At 70.9% G+C, this 13,852-nt stretch carries 16 protein-coding genes and 1 pseudogene; 3 read left to right on the forward strand and 14 right to left on the reverse strand.

Annotated features, from left to right (window positions below):
- Positions 1-45: 45 nt before the first annotated feature.
- Positions 46-1,872 (forward strand): endonuclease/exonuclease/phosphatase family protein, encoded by a 1,827-nt coding sequence (locus NX794_RS18820; RefSeq protein ID WP_258779729.1) that lies wholly within the window; start codon positions 46-48, stop codon positions 1,870-1,872.
- A gap of 57 nt (positions 1,873-1,929) precedes the next feature.
- Here the strand turns inward: NX794_RS18820 and NX794_RS18825 are convergent, their stop codons facing one another.
- The 3 genes and pseudogenes from NX794_RS18825 to NX794_RS18835 all read right to left on the reverse strand — a co-directional run.
- Complete coding sequence (locus tag NX794_RS18825) at positions 1,930-2,319, reverse strand: DUF3618 domain-containing protein (protein WP_258779730.1); 390 nt, start codon at positions 2,317-2,319, stop codon at positions 1,930-1,932.
- Complete coding sequence (locus NX794_RS18830; protein WP_258779731.1) at positions 2,316-2,735, reverse strand: phage holin family protein; 420 nt, start codon at positions 2,733-2,735, stop codon at positions 2,316-2,318. The genes NX794_RS18825 and NX794_RS18830 overlap by 4 nt, the downstream gene beginning before the upstream one ends.
- Positions 2,736-2,788: 53 nt before the next feature.
- A pseudogene (locus NX794_RS18835) lies at positions 2,789-3,411 on the reverse strand (hypothetical protein); the annotation flags it as partial.
- 166 nt (positions 3,412-3,577) lie between these two features.
- On the opposite strand from NX794_RS18835, the gene dapA reads away from it, so the two are divergent.
- Together dapA and NX794_RS18845 are read left to right on the forward strand one after the other, a co-directional pair.
- The gene (gene dapA, locus NX794_RS18840; RefSeq protein ID WP_258779732.1) at positions 3,578-4,495 is read left to right on the forward strand and encodes a 4-hydroxy-tetrahydrodipicolinate synthase; all 918 of its coding nucleotides are present in this window, start codon (positions 3,578-3,580) and stop codon (positions 4,493-4,495) included.
- Positions 4,496-4,543: 48 nt separating this feature from the next.
- Positions 4,544-5,134 (forward strand): dihydrofolate reductase family protein, encoded by a 591-nt coding sequence (locus NX794_RS18845; RefSeq protein ID WP_258779733.1) that lies wholly within the window; start codon positions 4,544-4,546, stop codon positions 5,132-5,134.
- A 54-nt stretch (positions 5,135-5,188) separates the two neighbouring features.
- Here the strand turns inward: NX794_RS18845 and dapD are convergent, their stop codons facing one another.
- The 11 genes from dapD to NX794_RS18900 all read right to left on the reverse strand — a co-directional run bounded on the left by dapD (position 5,189) and on the right by NX794_RS18900 (position 13,741).
- On the reverse strand, positions 5,189-6,175 hold the full coding sequence (dapD, locus tag NX794_RS18850) for a 2,3,4,5-tetrahydropyridine-2,6-dicarboxylate N-succinyltransferase (protein WP_258779734.1): 987 nt from the start codon (positions 6,173-6,175) through the stop codon (positions 5,189-5,191).
- A 44-nt stretch (positions 6,176-6,219) separates the two neighbouring features.
- Entirely contained in the window at positions 6,220-6,774 is a 555-nt protein-coding gene (locus NX794_RS18855; RefSeq protein ID WP_258779735.1) for a TetR/AcrR family transcriptional regulator, read from the reverse strand.
- Positions 6,774-7,097: a DMT family transporter gene (locus NX794_RS18860; protein WP_258779736.1), complete on the reverse strand. Its 324-nt coding sequence runs from the start codon at positions 7,095-7,097 to the stop codon at positions 6,774-6,776. The genes NX794_RS18855 and NX794_RS18860 overlap by 1 nt, the downstream gene beginning before the upstream one ends.
- Before the next feature lie 97 nt (positions 7,098-7,194).
- Positions 7,195-7,527, reverse strand: a complete 333-nt coding sequence (locus NX794_RS18865; protein ID WP_258779737.1) for a metal-sulfur cluster assembly factor — start codon at positions 7,525-7,527, stop codon at positions 7,195-7,197.
- The gene (gene sufU / locus NX794_RS18870; RefSeq protein ID WP_258779738.1) at positions 7,524-7,991 is read right to left on the reverse strand and encodes a Fe-S cluster assembly sulfur transfer protein SufU; all 468 of its coding nucleotides are present in this window, start codon (positions 7,989-7,991) and stop codon (positions 7,524-7,526) included. The genes NX794_RS18865 and sufU overlap by 4 nt, the downstream gene beginning before the upstream one ends.
- Before the next feature lie 18 nt (positions 7,992-8,009).
- Complete coding sequence (locus NX794_RS18875) at positions 8,010-9,266, reverse strand: cysteine desulfurase (protein WP_258779739.1); 1,257 nt, start codon at positions 9,264-9,266, stop codon at positions 8,010-8,012.
- Positions 9,263-10,027, reverse strand: a complete 765-nt coding sequence (gene sufC, locus NX794_RS18880; RefSeq protein ID WP_258779740.1) for a Fe-S cluster assembly ATPase SufC — start codon at positions 10,025-10,027, stop codon at positions 9,263-9,265. Before sufC ends, NX794_RS18875 begins: the two co-directional genes overlap by 4 nt.
- Before the next feature lie 7 nt (positions 10,028-10,034).
- Complete coding sequence (locus NX794_RS18885) at positions 10,035-10,352, reverse strand: non-heme iron oxygenase ferredoxin subunit (RefSeq protein WP_258779741.1); 318 nt, start codon at positions 10,350-10,352, stop codon at positions 10,035-10,037.
- The gene (sufD, locus tag NX794_RS18890; RefSeq protein ID WP_258779742.1) at positions 10,349-11,533 is read right to left on the reverse strand and encodes a Fe-S cluster assembly protein SufD; all 1,185 of its coding nucleotides are present in this window, start codon (positions 11,531-11,533) and stop codon (positions 10,349-10,351) included. The genes NX794_RS18885 and sufD overlap by 4 nt, the downstream gene beginning before the upstream one ends.
- A 55-nt stretch (positions 11,534-11,588) precedes the next feature.
- Complete coding sequence (gene sufB / locus NX794_RS18895) at positions 11,589-13,010, reverse strand: Fe-S cluster assembly protein SufB (RefSeq protein ID WP_258779743.1); 1,422 nt, start codon at positions 13,008-13,010, stop codon at positions 11,589-11,591.
- A complete protein-coding gene (locus NX794_RS18900; protein WP_258779744.1) occupies positions 13,007-13,741 on the reverse strand; it encodes a helix-turn-helix transcriptional regulator in 735 nt (244 codons plus the stop codon). Before NX794_RS18900 ends, sufB begins: the two co-directional genes overlap by 4 nt.
- Positions 13,742-13,852 lie beyond the last annotated feature (111 nt).

A 13,852-nucleotide genomic window follows, 5' to 3' on the forward strand; every position in this document is an offset into this window, starting at 1 on the left:
TCCACCCTCGTCCCGGCGCTCACGCACGTCCCCGGAGGGAATCCCTTGCCGAGCAGGTCTTCCGCGCGCCTCGCCGCGCTCACCGTCGCCGCCGTCTGCGGCGCGGCGTCCACCGTCGTCCTCACCTCGCCCGCGCACGCCGACTCGGTGCGCGTCCACGACATCCAGGGCACGACCCGTATATCGCCGCTGGCCGGCCAGAAGGTGACGGACGTACCCGGTATCGTCACCGGCCTGCGCGGCTACGGCTCCTCCAAGGGCTTCTGGCTCCAGGACCCGACGCCGGACGACGACCCGGCCACCAGCGAGGGCGTGTTCGTCTTCACCAGCTCCGCCCCGAAGGTCGCGGTCGGCGACTCCGTCACGGTGACCGGCACGGTCTCCGAGTACGTCCCGGGCGGCGCCGCCACCGGCAACCAGTCGGTCACCGAGATCACCAAGCCGACCGTCACCACGCTCTCCACGGGCAACGCGGTCCCGGCCCCGGTCCGGATCAACGCCCGCTCGGTGCCGAGCCGTTACACCCCGGCCGGCGACACCGCGGCGGCCGGCTCGGTCAACGGCCTCACCCTGCGGCCGCGCCGTTACGCCCTGGACTACTACGAGTCCCTGGAGGGCATGAACGTCCAGGTCTCCGATGCCCGCGTGATCACCGGCACCGACCCGTACACCGAGCTGTGGGTCACGGTGAAGCCGCACGAGCACCGCACCGCCCGGGGCGGCACGCTCTACGGCTCCTACACCTCCCAGAACACCGGCCGGCTCCAGATCCAGTCGCTGGGCGCGACCGCCGACTTCCCGCAGGCGAACGTCGGCGACACCCTCAAGGGCAGCACCACGGGCCCGATGGACTACAACCAGTTCGGCGGCTACACGCTGGTCGCGAGCGAGCTGGGCACGCTGAAGAGCGGCGGCCTGCAGCGCGAGACCACGCGCAAGCAGTCGAGCCGCGAGCTGGCGGTGGCGACGTACAACGTCGAGAACCTCGACCCGTCGGACGCCACCTTCGACCAGCACGCCGCCGCGATCGTGCACAACCTCAGCTCGCCCGACATCGTGTCCCTGGAGGAGATCCAGGACGACAACGGCGCCACGGACGACGGCACGGTCGACGCGGGCAAGACCGTGAACAAACTGATCGACGCGATCGTCGCGGCGGGCGGTCCGACGTACGAGTGGCGCTCGATCAACCCGGTCAACGACCAGGACGGCGGCGAGCCCGGCGGCAACATCCGCCAGGTGTTCCTGTTCAACCCCGAGCGGGTGTCCTTCACGGACCGCGCGGGCGGCGACTCCACCACGGCGGTCGGCGTCACCAAGGTGCACGGCAAGGCCCAGCTGACGGCCTCCCCGGGCCGGGTCGCCCCCGGCGACACCGCCTGGGCGAACAGCCGCAAGCCGCTGGCCGGCGAGTTCGTCTTCCGCGGCAGGACCGTGTTCGTGATCGCCAACCACCTCAACTCCAAGGGCGGCGACCAGGGCCTGACCGCGCAGTACCAGCCCCCGACGCGCAGCTCCGAGGTGCAGCGGCACGCCCAGGCCGCCCTGGTGAACGCGTTCGTCAAGGACATCCTGTCGGCGCAGAAGAACGCGAACGTCATCGCGCTGGGCGACATGAACGACTTCGACTTCTCGGACACCGCCAAGATCCTGGAGGGCGACGGCGCGCTGTGGTCGGCGATCAAGTCGCTGCCCAAGAGCGAGCGTTACACCTACGACTACCAGGGCAACCAGCAGGTCCTGGACCAGATCCTGGTCAGCCCGGCGATCCGGCGCGGCGGTGACTTCGCGTACGACAGCGTGCACATCAACTCGGAGTTCCACGACCAGATCAGCGACCACGACCCGCAGGTGCTGCGGTTCCGCCCGTAGCTCCGGGGGACGGCGCCCAGGGCCTGCAACGACCCCGGGCGCTTTCCCTTTCCCCGATCAGTGACGGTGCTGCCGCAGCCAGACGATGCCGGCCGACAGCGCGGCGGCGCCCAGCACGCCCACGAGGAGCGCGGGACTCGGCCGGCGCCGCGCATCGCCGCGCACGACCTGGGGCACGGCGACCGGCGCGGTGCTCCCGCCCCGGCGCGGAATCGCCCGGTGCTGGACGGTGTGGCCGGCGTGCGCGGCGCTCGTGCGCAGTTGGACGGTCATGGCGCCGGCCTTGTCCTTCAGATCGGCGGCGCGGGCGCGGGCCCGGCCCTTCACGTCGACCCGGTCCACCAGCTGGGAGACGGTGTCGCCGAGCTGGTGCCGGGTCTGCTCGATCTGCTGCCGCAGCTCGTCGGGACCCTTGGCGCCCGAGCCGTGCGGGGGTTTGTGCGTCATCGGTGTGCCCTTTCCCTGATGGCGTCGACGTCCGCCCGGACGCTGTCGAGAGTCTGCGCGGGAGCGGCGGGCGCGGCACGGCGCAGCTGGGCGCGTCCGGTCGCGGCGAGCACCCCGGCGACCGCCAGGAACACCGCGCCCACGATCAGTGCCGCCGCCCACACGGGCAGTACCAGGGCGAGGGCGGCCGTGGCGGCGCCGGCCAGGACGATCAGGCCGACGTAGCCGACGGCGCCGGCGGCGCCGAGCAGCCCGCCGCCCCGTCCGGCCCGGCGCCCCTTCTCGGCCAGTTCCTCCTTGGCGAGGGCGACCTCCTGCCGCAGGAGCCGGGAGAGCTGTTCGGTGGCCCGGCCGACGAGTTCACCCGTGGAGGGGTGCCCGTCGGCCGCGGGCCGTACGTGTGAGGTCACGGTCACGGTGGTCCGCCTCCTTCCAGTGCGGAGTCCCCGGGTACCCGTCCCGCCGGCCCTCAGACCTGGCCCGCTCCGCCGGTGCCGGGTTCGCCGAGGCGGGCGAGCTGGCTCTGGAACCAGTCGAGGCGCGCCTGCGACAGTGCCGCCTCCGCGACGAGTTCGGGCACGCCGAGTCCCTCGCCGGTCGGTGGCGCTCCGGCCGTACCGGCGCCCGCGACCACTCGCAGCCCTTCCCCCGCGAGCCGGGCGAACCCCGCGAGCGAGACGGCCGTACGCCCGCACACGCACCCGGCGCAGCCGGGCGCGAGGATCCGCCGGCCGGGCCGCCCCCAGCCGGCGTCGCCGAGGGCGACGGCCGTGGCACCGCAGCCGCAGGGCCCCACAGTCGCGGTACGGACCCGCTGGCGCGCAGCAGGGCCGCGGTGCGGTGCTCGGCGGTGCACAGCAGGGCTTCCGCGGCCGGGCGGTCGTGCACGCGGTGAAAGCCGCAGTCGCACCGGCGGGCGGGCGGACGGTGCCGGCGGCCGTAGACGCGGGAGGCGTCGTCGAGCACGCCGTACGGCAGCGCGCCGCCCAGGAAGACACCGGTGAACCCGGCCCGGGTGCCGTCCTCGGACGTTCCGCCGGGAGCCGCACTCTCATCGGCGCCCGGAACCTCTTCGCGAACCGGCTCGGCCGGCGCGTCCCGGACGACGTCCTCTTCCGTCGACGCCTCGGGTACGACTACAGGCCGCTCCTCGGCGACCCCGGTGGCCGACGCCCACACGACTGATCAGCGATGCTTACCCATGGGGCGCAGTAAATTTAAGTAGTGCTTGCCTTACCGGCGACGGGACACTGCTGCCATGACGAGCACCCGGAAACCCGCTCCGCCCTTCGGCCGCACCCTCTGCGCGATGATCACGCCGTTCACCCCCGAGGGCGCCCTCGACCTCGACGGAGCGGCACGGCTCGCCGGCCGGCTGGTGGCCCGGGGCTGCGACGGCCTGGTCCTGAACGGCACCACGGGCGAGTCGCCGACGACCACGGACACGGAGAAGACGGAGTTGGTCGTGGCCCTCCGCGAGGCGGTCGGCGACGGCGTCCCCCTCGTCGCGGGCGTCGGCAGCGCCGACACCCGGCACACGGCCGAGCTGGCCCGCGCGGCGGAGAAGGCGGGTGCCGACGGGGTCCTGGTGGTCACGCCGTACTACAGCCGGCCCCCGCAGGAGGCGGTCGCCGCCCACTTCCTCGCGGTGGCCGGGGCGAGCGGACTGCCGGTGATGCTCTACGACATCCCCGGCCGCACCGGCACCCGGATCGCCCCCGACACCATGCTCCGGCTGGCGGAACACCCCCGGATCACGGCCGTCAAGGACTGTTCCTACGACCTCCTGGGCACCCAGCGGGTGCTGGCCCGCACCGACCTGGCGTACTACGCGGGCTGCGACGAGCAGGTCCTCGCCCTGTACGCGATCGGCGCGGCCGGCTGCGTGAGCACGGCCGCCAACGCGGTACCCGACCGCTTCGCGGCGATCCTGGACGCCTTCGACGCGGGCGACACCGACCGGGCCCGGCGGCTCCACCTGGACACGATCCCCCTCATCGAGGCGCTGACCGGCACGTCCCTGCCCGGCACGGTCACCACCAAGGCCCTGCTGACCCGCCTCACCCTGCCCGCCGGCCCGGTCCGCGCCCCTCTGCTCCCGGCGGACCGCGAGACCTCCGACCGCCTCCTGAACCTGTACGAAAACCTGTACGCACGGGTGACGGCCCGGTCCTGACGCACACGCTCCCGCGGGGTACCTGTCCTCCCGACAGACGGGAGTGCCATGAGGATCGTTGTCATCAACCACGTCACCCTGGACGGTGTCATGCAGGGACCCGGCCGCTCCGACGAGGACACCCGGGACGGGTTCGCCCACGGCGGCTGGGCCGCTGAGCGGGCCGGGGACGAGGCCGTCACCCGGGAATGGGGCCGGCGGCTGTCCGCCGGCAGCGGGTATCTCCTGGGCCGCCGCACCTATCAGGACGTCCTGGCGTACTGGAACACGCAGGACAGCCCGTTCCGCGACGCGCTCGACAACGCGCCGAAGTACGTCGCGTCCAGCACCCTGACCGAGCCCCTGCCGTGGCCCCACTCCACCCTGCTCGGCGGCGACGTCCCCTCGGCGGTCGCCGAGCTGAGGAACACCCCGGGCGGCGACCTGCACATCATGGGCAGCGGCGCGTTGATCCGGTCGCTCACGCCGCTCGGTCTCATCGACGAGTTCGTGCTCTGCGTCCACCCCGTCGTGCTGGGCACCGGACGACGCCTGTTCGCCGAGGGCTTCGCGTCCACCGCGTTCCATCTCACCGACGCGACCCCCACGGCCACGGGCATCGTCATCGCCGGCTATCGGCCCCGACTCCCCCACGCATGAGCGCCCTCCCAGGCCGCCGGGGGGCCTGGGAGGGCGCTCGACGCCGACCGGTGATCAGTTGTGGCTGTGCAGGATGTCGTTCAGGCCGCCCCACACCGCGTTGTTCGGGCGGGCCTCGACCTTGCCGGTGACCGAGTTGCGGCGGAAGAGGATGTGGGAGGCGCCGTTGAGTTCGCGGGCCTTGACGATCTGGCCGTCGGGCATGGTGACCAGGGTGCCCGCGGTGATGTAGAGGCCGGCCTCGACCACGCACTCGTCGCCGAGGGCGATGCCGACGCCCGCCTCGGCGCCGACCAGGCAGCGCTCGCCGATGGAGATGATCACGTTGCCGCCGCCGGACAGGGTGCCCATGGTGGAGGCGCCGCCGCCGATGTCCGAGCCGTTGCCCACCACGACACCGGCGGAGATCCGGCCCTCGACCATGGAGGTGCCGAGCGTGCCGGCGTTGAAGTTGACGAAGCCCTCGTGCATGACCGTGGTGCCCTCGGCGAGGTGCGCGCCGAGGCGGACCCGGTCGGCGTCGGCGATGCGCACGCCCTTCGGCGCCACGTAGTCCGTCATCCGCGGGAACTTGTCGATCGAGGTGACCTGGAGGTGCAGGCCCTCGGCGCGGGCGTTGAGCCGCACCTTCTCGATGTCGTCCACGGCGACCGGGCCGAGCGAGGTCCAGGCGACGTTGGCGAGGTGGCCGAAGACGCCGTCCAGGCTCTGGCCGTGCGGCTTGACCAGGCGGTGCGAGAGCAGGTGCAGGCGCAGGTAGACGTCGTGCGCGTCGAGCGGCTTGTCGTCCAGCGAGGCGATGACCGTGCGGACCGCGACCACCTCGACGCCCCGGCGGGCGTCCGGGCCGGTCGCCGCGGTGGCGCCGCCGCCCAGCAGCTCCGCCGCGCGCTCGGCGGTCAGCCGCTCGGTGCCGGCCGGACCCGGCTCGGCGACCAGCTCGGGAGCGGGGAACCAGGTGTCGAGGACGGTGCCGTCGGAGGCGATCGTGGCGAGGCCGGCGGCCACGGCGCCGGTGGTGCGGGAAGCAGTGTCGGTCATGGGGAAAACCTAACGTGGGGCGGGGTGCGGGAGCGAACCGTGTCTCACGTGCCGGGCGGCACCCGGGGGATCACCCGGGACAGTGCCTCGCGGGCGTACTCCTCGTCGTACGCACCTCCGGTCAGCAGGACCTGCAGGCAGATGCCGTCCATCAGCGCGAGCAGGGCCCGCGCGGTGACCGGGTCCGTGCGGGCGGCGAGCAGTGCCGCCGTCTGCTCGGCCCACTCGGCGGCCACGGGTCGCAGCGCCGGGCGGCGCAGCGCGGCCAGATACAGCTCGTACTCCAGCTCGGTGCCCGGCCGGTCGCCGACCAGCCACTGGCCGAGGACCCGGGCGAGTCCGGCCGCGAGGTCGCCGTCCGCGTCGGCCAGGACCCCGCTGGCGGCCAGGACGCCGGCGAAGCCCTCGCTGGCCTGACGGAGGGCGGCCACCAGCAGGTCGTCCAGGGTGGCGAAGTGGTACGTGGTGGAGCCGAGCGGCACGTCGGCCTCGGCGGCGACCGTGCGGTGGCTCAGCCCGGCGAGGCCGTCCCGCGCGGCCACGCGGATCGCGGCGTCGATGATGCGCCGGCGCCGGTCGGGGTCGTAGCGGCGGGCCATCAGTGGGTCGCTCCGCCGAGGTTGAGGACCGCCACTCCCCCGATGATCAGCAGGATGCCGGCGATCTTCGGCACGCTGAGGCCCTCCCCGAACAGCAGCAGGCCGAGCACGGCGACGGCGGCGGTGCCCACGCCGGACCAGATCGCGTACGCGGTGCCGATCTGCACCGACTTCAGCGTCTGCGCGAGCAGCACGAACGAGACCAGGTATCCCAGTGCCGTCAACAGCGAGGGCCAGAGCCTGCTGAACCCCTCGCTGTACTTGAGCGCCGTCGTGGCGGCGACCTCAGCGGCTATGGCACCGGCGAGCGTCAGATATCCCATGTGTACGAGCGTACACAACGGCTGCGTACGGGCGTACACAACGACGGAGCGGCGGCACCCGGGACGGGTGCCGCCGCTTCGCGTGGACGACGAGTGCTCAGACGTTGAACCCGAGCGCCCGCAGCTGCTCGCGGCCGTCGTCGGTGATCTTGTCCGGGCCCCACGGGGGCATCCAGACCCAGTTGATGCGCAGCTCGTTGACGATGCCGTCGGTCGCGGACCTGGCCTGGTCCTCGATGACGTCGGTCAGCGGGCAGGCCGCCGAGGTCAGGGTCATGTCGACGGTGGCGATGTTGGCCTCGTCGACGTGGATGCCGTAGATCAGGCCGAGGTTGACGACGTCGATGCCCAGCTCGGGGTCGACGACGTCCATCAGGGCCTCGCGGAGTTCCTCCTCGGAGGCCGGCTTCATCTCGACGGTGTCGCTCATGCGGTATTCCTTTCGGCGTCGGCGCCACCCAGCGCCTGGGCCGTCGCGTCCTTCCACGCCATCCAGCTCAGGAGGGCGCACTTCACCCGCGCGGGGTACTTGGAGACACCGGCGAACGCGACCGCGTCCTCCAGCACCTCCTCCATCGCGTCGTCGGGCTCGATCCGGCCCTTGGACTGCATCAGCTCCAGGAAGGTCTCCTGGATCTTCTGCGCCTCGGTCAGGTCCTTGCCGACCAGCAGGTCGTTGAGGACGGAGGCGGAGGCCTGGCTGATGGAGCAGCCCTGGCCCTCGTAGCTGATGTCCTCGATCGTCGTGCCGTCGTACTTCACACGGAGGGTGATCTCGTCGCCGCAGGTCGGGTTCACATGGTGCACCTCGGCGTCGCCGTCCCGGAGACCACGCCCGTGCGGGTTCTTGTAGTGGTCCAGGATGACTTCCTGGTACATGGAGTCCAGCTTCACGGTCTCAGCTCACGCCTCTCAGCCGAAGAAGTTCCGTACGTGCTCCAGACCGTCGACCAGAGCGTCGATCTCGGCCGGCGTGGAGTACAGATAGAACGACGCTCGCGTGGTCGCGGGAATTCCGTAGCGCAGGCAGACCGGGCGCGCGCAGTGGTGTCCCACCCGGACCGCGATGCCCTGCTCGTCCAGGACCTGGCCCACGTCGTGCGGGTGGATGTCGCCGAGCGTGAAGGAGATCGCCGCGCCCCGGTCCTCGGCCGTGGTCGGGCCGATGAGCCGCAGGTCGGGGACCTCGGACAGGCGCCGGACGGCGTACTCCGTCAGCGCGTGCTCGTGGGCGAGGATCTTGTCCATGCCGATCGAGTTGAGGTAGTCGATCGCCGCGCCCAGACCGACCGCCTGGGCGATCGGCGGGGTGCCCGCCTCGAACTTGTGCGGTGCCGGGGCGTAGGTGGAGGAGTGCATCGAGACGGTCTCGATCATCTCGCCGCCGCCCAGGAACGGGGGCAGGTCCTCCAGCAGCTCCTGGCGGCCCCACAGCACGCCGATGCCGGTCGGGCCGCACATCTTGTGGCCGGTGAAGGCCACGAAGTCGGCCTGCAGGGCCTGCACGTCGAGGGGCATGTGCGGGGCGGCCTGCGAGGCGTCGACGCACACCAGGGCGCCGACCTCCTGGGCGCGGCGCACTATCGCGTCGACCGGGTTGACGGTGCCGAGGATGTTGGAGACCAGCACGAAGGAGACGATCTTCGTCTTCTCGGTGATGATCTCGTCGATGTTCGAGAGGTCGAGACGGCCGTCGTCGGTGAGGCCGAACCACTTCAGCTTCGCGCCGGTGCGCTGCGCGAGCAGCTGCCACGGCACGATGTTGGAGTGGTGCTCCATCTCCGTGATGACGATCTCGGTCTCGTGGTCCACCCGGTAGGGCTCGTCGGCCCAGCCGAGCATGTTGGCCACGAGGTTCAGCGACTCGGAGGCGTTCTTGGTGAAGATCACCTCGTCGCGGCTGGGCGCGTTGATGAACTCCGCGACCTTGTCGCGCGCGCCCTCGTACAGCGCCGTGGCCTCCTCGGCGAGCACATGCACACCGCGGTGGACGTTGGCGTTGTAGCGCTCGTAGTACTCGCTCAGGGCGTCCAGCACCTGGCGCGGCTTCTGCGAGGTCGCCGCGTTGTCCAGGTAGACGAGCTTCCGGTCGTCGTGGACCAGCCGGTCCAGGACGGGGAAGTCCTTGCGGATCGCCTCGGTGTCGAGGAGGCCCGGCAGCTGTGTCACGCGGATGCGCCACCCTTCACGTATGCCTCGTAGCCCTCGTTCTCCAGCTTGTCCGCCAGCTCGGCGCCGCCGGACTCGGCGATACGGCCGTCCGCGAACACGTGGACGTGGTCGGGCTTGATGTAGCGCAGGATGCGCGTGTAGTGCGTGATCAGCAGGGTGCCGACCTCGCCGGTCTCGCGGACGCGGTTGACGCCCTCGGAGACGATGCGGAGCGCGTCCACGTCGAGACCGGAGTCCGTCTCGTCCAGGATCGCGATCTTCGGCTTGAGCAGTTCGAGCTGGAGGATCTCGTGGCGCTTCTTCTCACCGCCGGAGAAGCCCTCGTTGACGTTGCGCTCGGCGAAGGAGGGGTCCATGTGCAGGCGCTCCATGGCCTCCTTGACCTCCTTGACCCAGGTGCGCAGCTTGGGGGCCTCGCCGCGGATGGCGGTGGCGGAGGTGCGCAGGAAGTTGGAGACCGAGACGCCGGGGACCTCGACCGGGTACTGCATGGCGAGGAACAGGCCGGCGCGGGCCCGCTCGTCCACGGACATCTCCAGGACGTCCTCGCCGTCGAGGGTGACGGTGCCGCCGGTGATCGTGTACTTCGGGTGACCCGCGAGGGAGTAGGCGAGGGTCGACTTGCCGGAGCCGTTGGGGCCCATGATGGCGTGCGTCTCGCCCTGCTTCACGGTGAGGTCGACGCCCTTGAGGATCTCCTTCGTGGCGTTGTCGGCCTCGACGGTGACGTGCAGGTCTCGGATTTCAAGCGTTGCCATGGGTGCCTCAGGACTCCTGGGTGACGGAGACGAGAACGTCGTCCCCTTCGATCTTTACGGGGTATACGGGGACGGGGCGCGTCGCGGGGAGGCCGGACGGCTTGCCGGTGCGGAGGTCGAAGGCGGAGCCGTGCAGCCAGCACTCGATCTGGCAGTCCTCCACCTCGCCCTCGGAGAGCGAGACGTTCGCGTGGGAGCAGATGTCGTGGATGGCGAACACCTCGCCCTCGGTCCTCACGACCGAGACCGGCGTGCCGTCGAGTTCCACCCGTTTGGGGGTGTCGTCGGCCAGCTCGCTCAGCCCGCAGGCGCGTTGGAAGGTCATGCGACCGAGGCCTCCAGCTCCTCCTCGATCTTGGCGAGCAGGCGCTCCTCGATGTCGGCGACGCCGATCTGCTGGACCAGCTCGGCGAAGAAGCCGCGGACCACCAGCCGGCGGGCCTCGTACTCCGGGATGCCGCGGGCCATCAGGTAGAAGAGCTGCTCGTCGTCGAAGCGGCCGGTGGCGGAGGCGTGGCCGGCGCCGACGATCTCGCCGGTCTCGATCTCCAGGTTCGGCACCGAGTCGACGCGGGCGCCGTCGGTAAGGACCAGGTTGCGGTTCATCTCGTAGGTGTCGGTGCCCTCGGCCGCGGCCTCGATGAGCACGTCACCGATCCACACCGCGTGCGCCGACTCGCCCTGGAGCGCGCCCTTGTAGGCGACGTTGGACTTGCAGTGCGGGGTGTTGTGGTCGACCAGGAGGCGGTGCTCCTGGTGCTGGCCGGAGTCGGTGAAGTACAGGCCGTACAGCTCGGCCTCGCCGCCGGTGCCGGCGTAGGCGACGCGCGGGTGCAGGCGGACGACGTCGCCGCCGAAGGTGACGACGACCGACTTGAAGGACGCGTCCCGGCCGACCAGGGCGTTGTGCTGGGCCACGTGGACGGCCTTGTCGTCCCAGTCCTGGACGGAGACGACGGTGAGCTTGGCGCCGTCGCCGAGCAGGTAGTCGACGTTGGCGGCGAGCACCGCGTCACCGGTGTGGTCGATGACGACGACGGCCTCGGCGAAGGCGCCCAGCTCGATCACCTGGTGGCCGAAGGCGGTGCCGCCCTGGCCGTGCACGGTGACGCGGATGGGCTCGGTGAGGACGGTGTCCTTGGGAACGGTCACGACCGAGGCCTGCTCGAAGGCGGAGTAGGCCTGCGCGGCGACACGGTCCACGGGGGTGCCCGCCCGCCCGAGGCGCGCGTCGTCGCGGCCGACGGCCTCGACGGTGACGCCCTGGGGGGCCTGCACGTCGACCTTGACGCCGTCGCCGGTCGCGACGGCGGTGCCGTCGTGCAGGCCGCGCAGGCGCTCCAGCGGGGTGAACCGCCACTCCTCCTCCCGGCCGTGCGGGACGGGGAAGTCCGCCACGTCGAAGGAGGGGGGCGCGCTCATGCGCGTGGCGACGGTCGACTCCGCGGCGACCGCGATCGAGCCCGCGGTCGTGCTTCCCACGGGGATGTTCTGGGCCTCGGCCATGGCTGTCGTAGTGCTCTCTTTCCTGAGTAAGACGTCTGCTGTCGGGGGGCGGTCGTCAGCCGACCGCGCCCTCCATCTGCAGCTCGATCAGCCGGTTCAGCTCCAGCGCGTACTCCATGGGCAGCTCCTTGGCGATCGGCTCGACGAAGCCGCGCACGATCATCGCCATGGCCTCGAACTCGGACAGGCCGCGGCTCATGAGGTAGAAGAGCTGGTCGTCGGAGACCTTGGAGACCGTGGCCTCGTGGCCCATGGACACGTCGTCCTCGCGGACGTCGACGTAGGGGTAGGTGTCCGAGCGGGAGATGGTGTCGACCAGCAGCGCGTCGCACAGCACGTTCGACTTGGCGCCCGGGGCGCCCTCGCCGATCTCGATCAGACCGCGGTAGGAGGTACGGCCGCCGCCGCGCGCCACCGACTTGGAGACGATGTTGGACGAGGTGTTCGGCGCCATGTGGACCATCTTGGCGCCGGCGTCCTGGTGCTGGCCCTCGCCCGCGAAGGCGATGGAGAGAGTCTCGCCCTTGGCGTGCTCGCCCATCAGGTAGACGGCCGGGTACTTCATGGTCACCTTGGAGCCGATGTTGCCGTCCACCCACTCCATGGTCGCGCCCTCGTAGGCGACGGCGCGCTTGGTGACCAGGTTGTAGACGTTGTTCGACCAGTTCTGGATGGTCGTGTAGCGGCAGCGGGCGTTCTTCTTGACGATGATCTCGACGACCGCGGAGTGCAGCGAGTCCGACTTGTAGATCGGGGCGGTGCAGCCCTCGACGTAGTGCACGTAGGCACCCTCGTCGACGATGATCAGGGTCCGCTCGAACTGGCCCATGTTCTCCGTGTTGATGCGGAAGTAGGCCTGGAGCGGGATCTCGACGTGCACGCCCTTCGGCACGTAGATGAAGGAGCCGCCGGACCACACCGCGGTGTTCAGCGCGGCGAACTTGTTGTCGCCGGCCGGGATGACGGTGCCGAAGTACTCCTTGAAGAGCTCCGGGTGCTCCTTCAGCGCGGTGTCGGTGTCGAGGAAGATGACGCCCTGCTCCTCCAGGTCCTCGCGGATCTGGTGGTAGACGACCTCCGACTCGTACTGCGCGGCGACACCGGCGACCAGGCGCTGCTTCTCGGCCTCCGGGATGCCCAGCTTGTCGTAGGTGTTCTTGATGTCCTCGGGCAGGTCCTCCCAGGACTCCGCCTGCTTCTCCGTGGAGCGCACGAAGTACTTGATGTTGTCGAAGTCGATGCCCGACAGGTCCGAGCCCCAGTTCGGCATGGGCTTCTTCTCGAAGAGCTTCAGACCCTTGAGGCGCAGCTTGGTCATCCACTCCGGCTCGGACTTCTTGCCGGAGATGTCGCGGACGACGTCCTCGTTCAGGCCACGCCTGGCAGAGGCACCGGCCACGTCGGAGTCGGCCCAGCCGTATTCGTACTTGCCCAGGCCCTCGAGCTCAGGGTGGGCAGTCTCCGTGGGGAGAGTCATGCGGGGTTCCTCCCGGCCGTGCTTGCAGGTGCGTCAGTGGTGGTCTTGGGGATGTACGTCGTGCAGACGCCGTCGCCGTGCGCGATGGTCGCCAGTCGCTGGACGTGAGTACCCAGCAGCTCGGCGAAGATCTCCGTCTCCGCCTCGCAGAGTTGCGGGAACTGTTCCGCGACGTGGGCGACCGGGCAGTGGTGCTGGCAGAGCTGCTCGCCGACCGGTGCGCTGCGCGCCGCAGCAGCGTACCCGTCGGCGGTCAGGGCCTTGGCCAGCGCTTCGGCGCGTTTGTCGGGACTCACGCCCTCGATCGCCTCGCGGTAGGCGCGCGCCTGGGCGACGAGCCGGGCGCGGGCGAAGGCGGCGACCGCCTTGGGGCCGCCCTCGCGCTCCGCGATCCAGCGCAGGGCGTCCACGGCCAGCTTGTCGTACGACTGGTCGAAGGCGTCCCGGCCGCAGTCGGTGAGCGCGAAGACCTTCGCGGGACGGCCGCGCGTGCGCGTGCCGTACACGCGCTGCTCGCGGGCCTCCACGACGTCGTCGGCGACGAGCGCGTCCAGGTGACGCCGTACGGCCGCCTGGGTCAGTCCCAGCCGGCCGGCGAGTTCGGCGACGGTCGACGGGCCGTGGTCCAGGATCGACCGCGCGACCCGGTTGCGCGTCGAGCGCTCACCGGTCGCGAGTTCCTCCTGCGGGGTCCCCCTGGGGGTCTCCCGAGCCTCGCCGACGTTTTTCACAACGCCATTGTTGCGTAATTCCGGAGAGCCTGACAAGCCGCGTCCCGATCACCGCGCGGTGCCCTGCGTCACTTAGGCATACCTAATCTGACCTGCGGAAACGATCTTCTG

This window comes from Streptomyces pyxinicus (genome assembly GCF_024753135.1).
In the GTDB taxonomy this organism is placed as follows: domain Bacteria; phylum Actinomycetota; class Actinomycetes; order Streptomycetales; family Streptomycetaceae; genus Streptomyces; species Streptomyces pyxinicus.

Excerpts from the sequence above, each read along its gene's own strand:
- NX794_RS18855 (WP_258779735.1), bottom strand. The coding sequence starts at position 6,774 with ATGGCCCGCCGCTACGACCCCGACCGGCGCCGGCGCATCATCGACGCC.
- NX794_RS18825 (WP_258779730.1), bottom strand. The coding sequence starts at position 2,319 with ATGACGCACAAACCCCCGCACGGCTCGGGCGCCAAGGGTCCCGACGAG.
- NX794_RS18865 (WP_258779737.1), bottom strand. The coding sequence starts at position 7,527 with ATGAGCGACACCGTCGAGATGAAGCCGGCCTCCGAGGAGGAACTCCGC.
- dapA (WP_258779732.1), top strand. The coding sequence starts at position 3,578 with ATGACGAGCACCCGGAAACCCGCTCCGCCCTTCGGCCGCACCCTCTGC.
- sufC (WP_258779740.1), bottom strand. The coding sequence starts at position 10,027 with ATGGCAACGCTTGAAATCCGAGACCTGCACGTCACCGTCGAGGCCGAC.
- NX794_RS18845 (WP_258779733.1), top strand. The coding sequence starts at position 4,544 with ATGAGGATCGTTGTCATCAACCACGTCACCCTGGACGGTGTCATGCAG.
- dapD (WP_258779734.1), bottom strand. The coding sequence starts at position 6,175 with ATGACCGACACTGCTTCCCGCACCACCGGCGCCGTGGCCGCCGGCCTC.
- NX794_RS18885 (WP_258779741.1), bottom strand. The coding sequence starts at position 10,352 with ATGACCTTCCAACGCGCCTGCGGGCTGAGCGAGCTGGCCGACGACACC.
- sufD (WP_258779742.1), bottom strand. The coding sequence starts at position 11,533 with ATGGCCGAGGCCCAGAACATCCCCGTGGGAAGCACGACCGCGGGCTCG.
- sufB (WP_258779743.1), bottom strand. The coding sequence starts at position 13,010 with ATGACTCTCCCCACGGAGACTGCCCACCCTGAGCTCGAGGGCCTGGGC.
- NX794_RS18860 (WP_258779736.1), bottom strand. The coding sequence starts at position 7,097 with ATGGGATATCTGACGCTCGCCGGTGCCATAGCCGCTGAGGTCGCCGCC.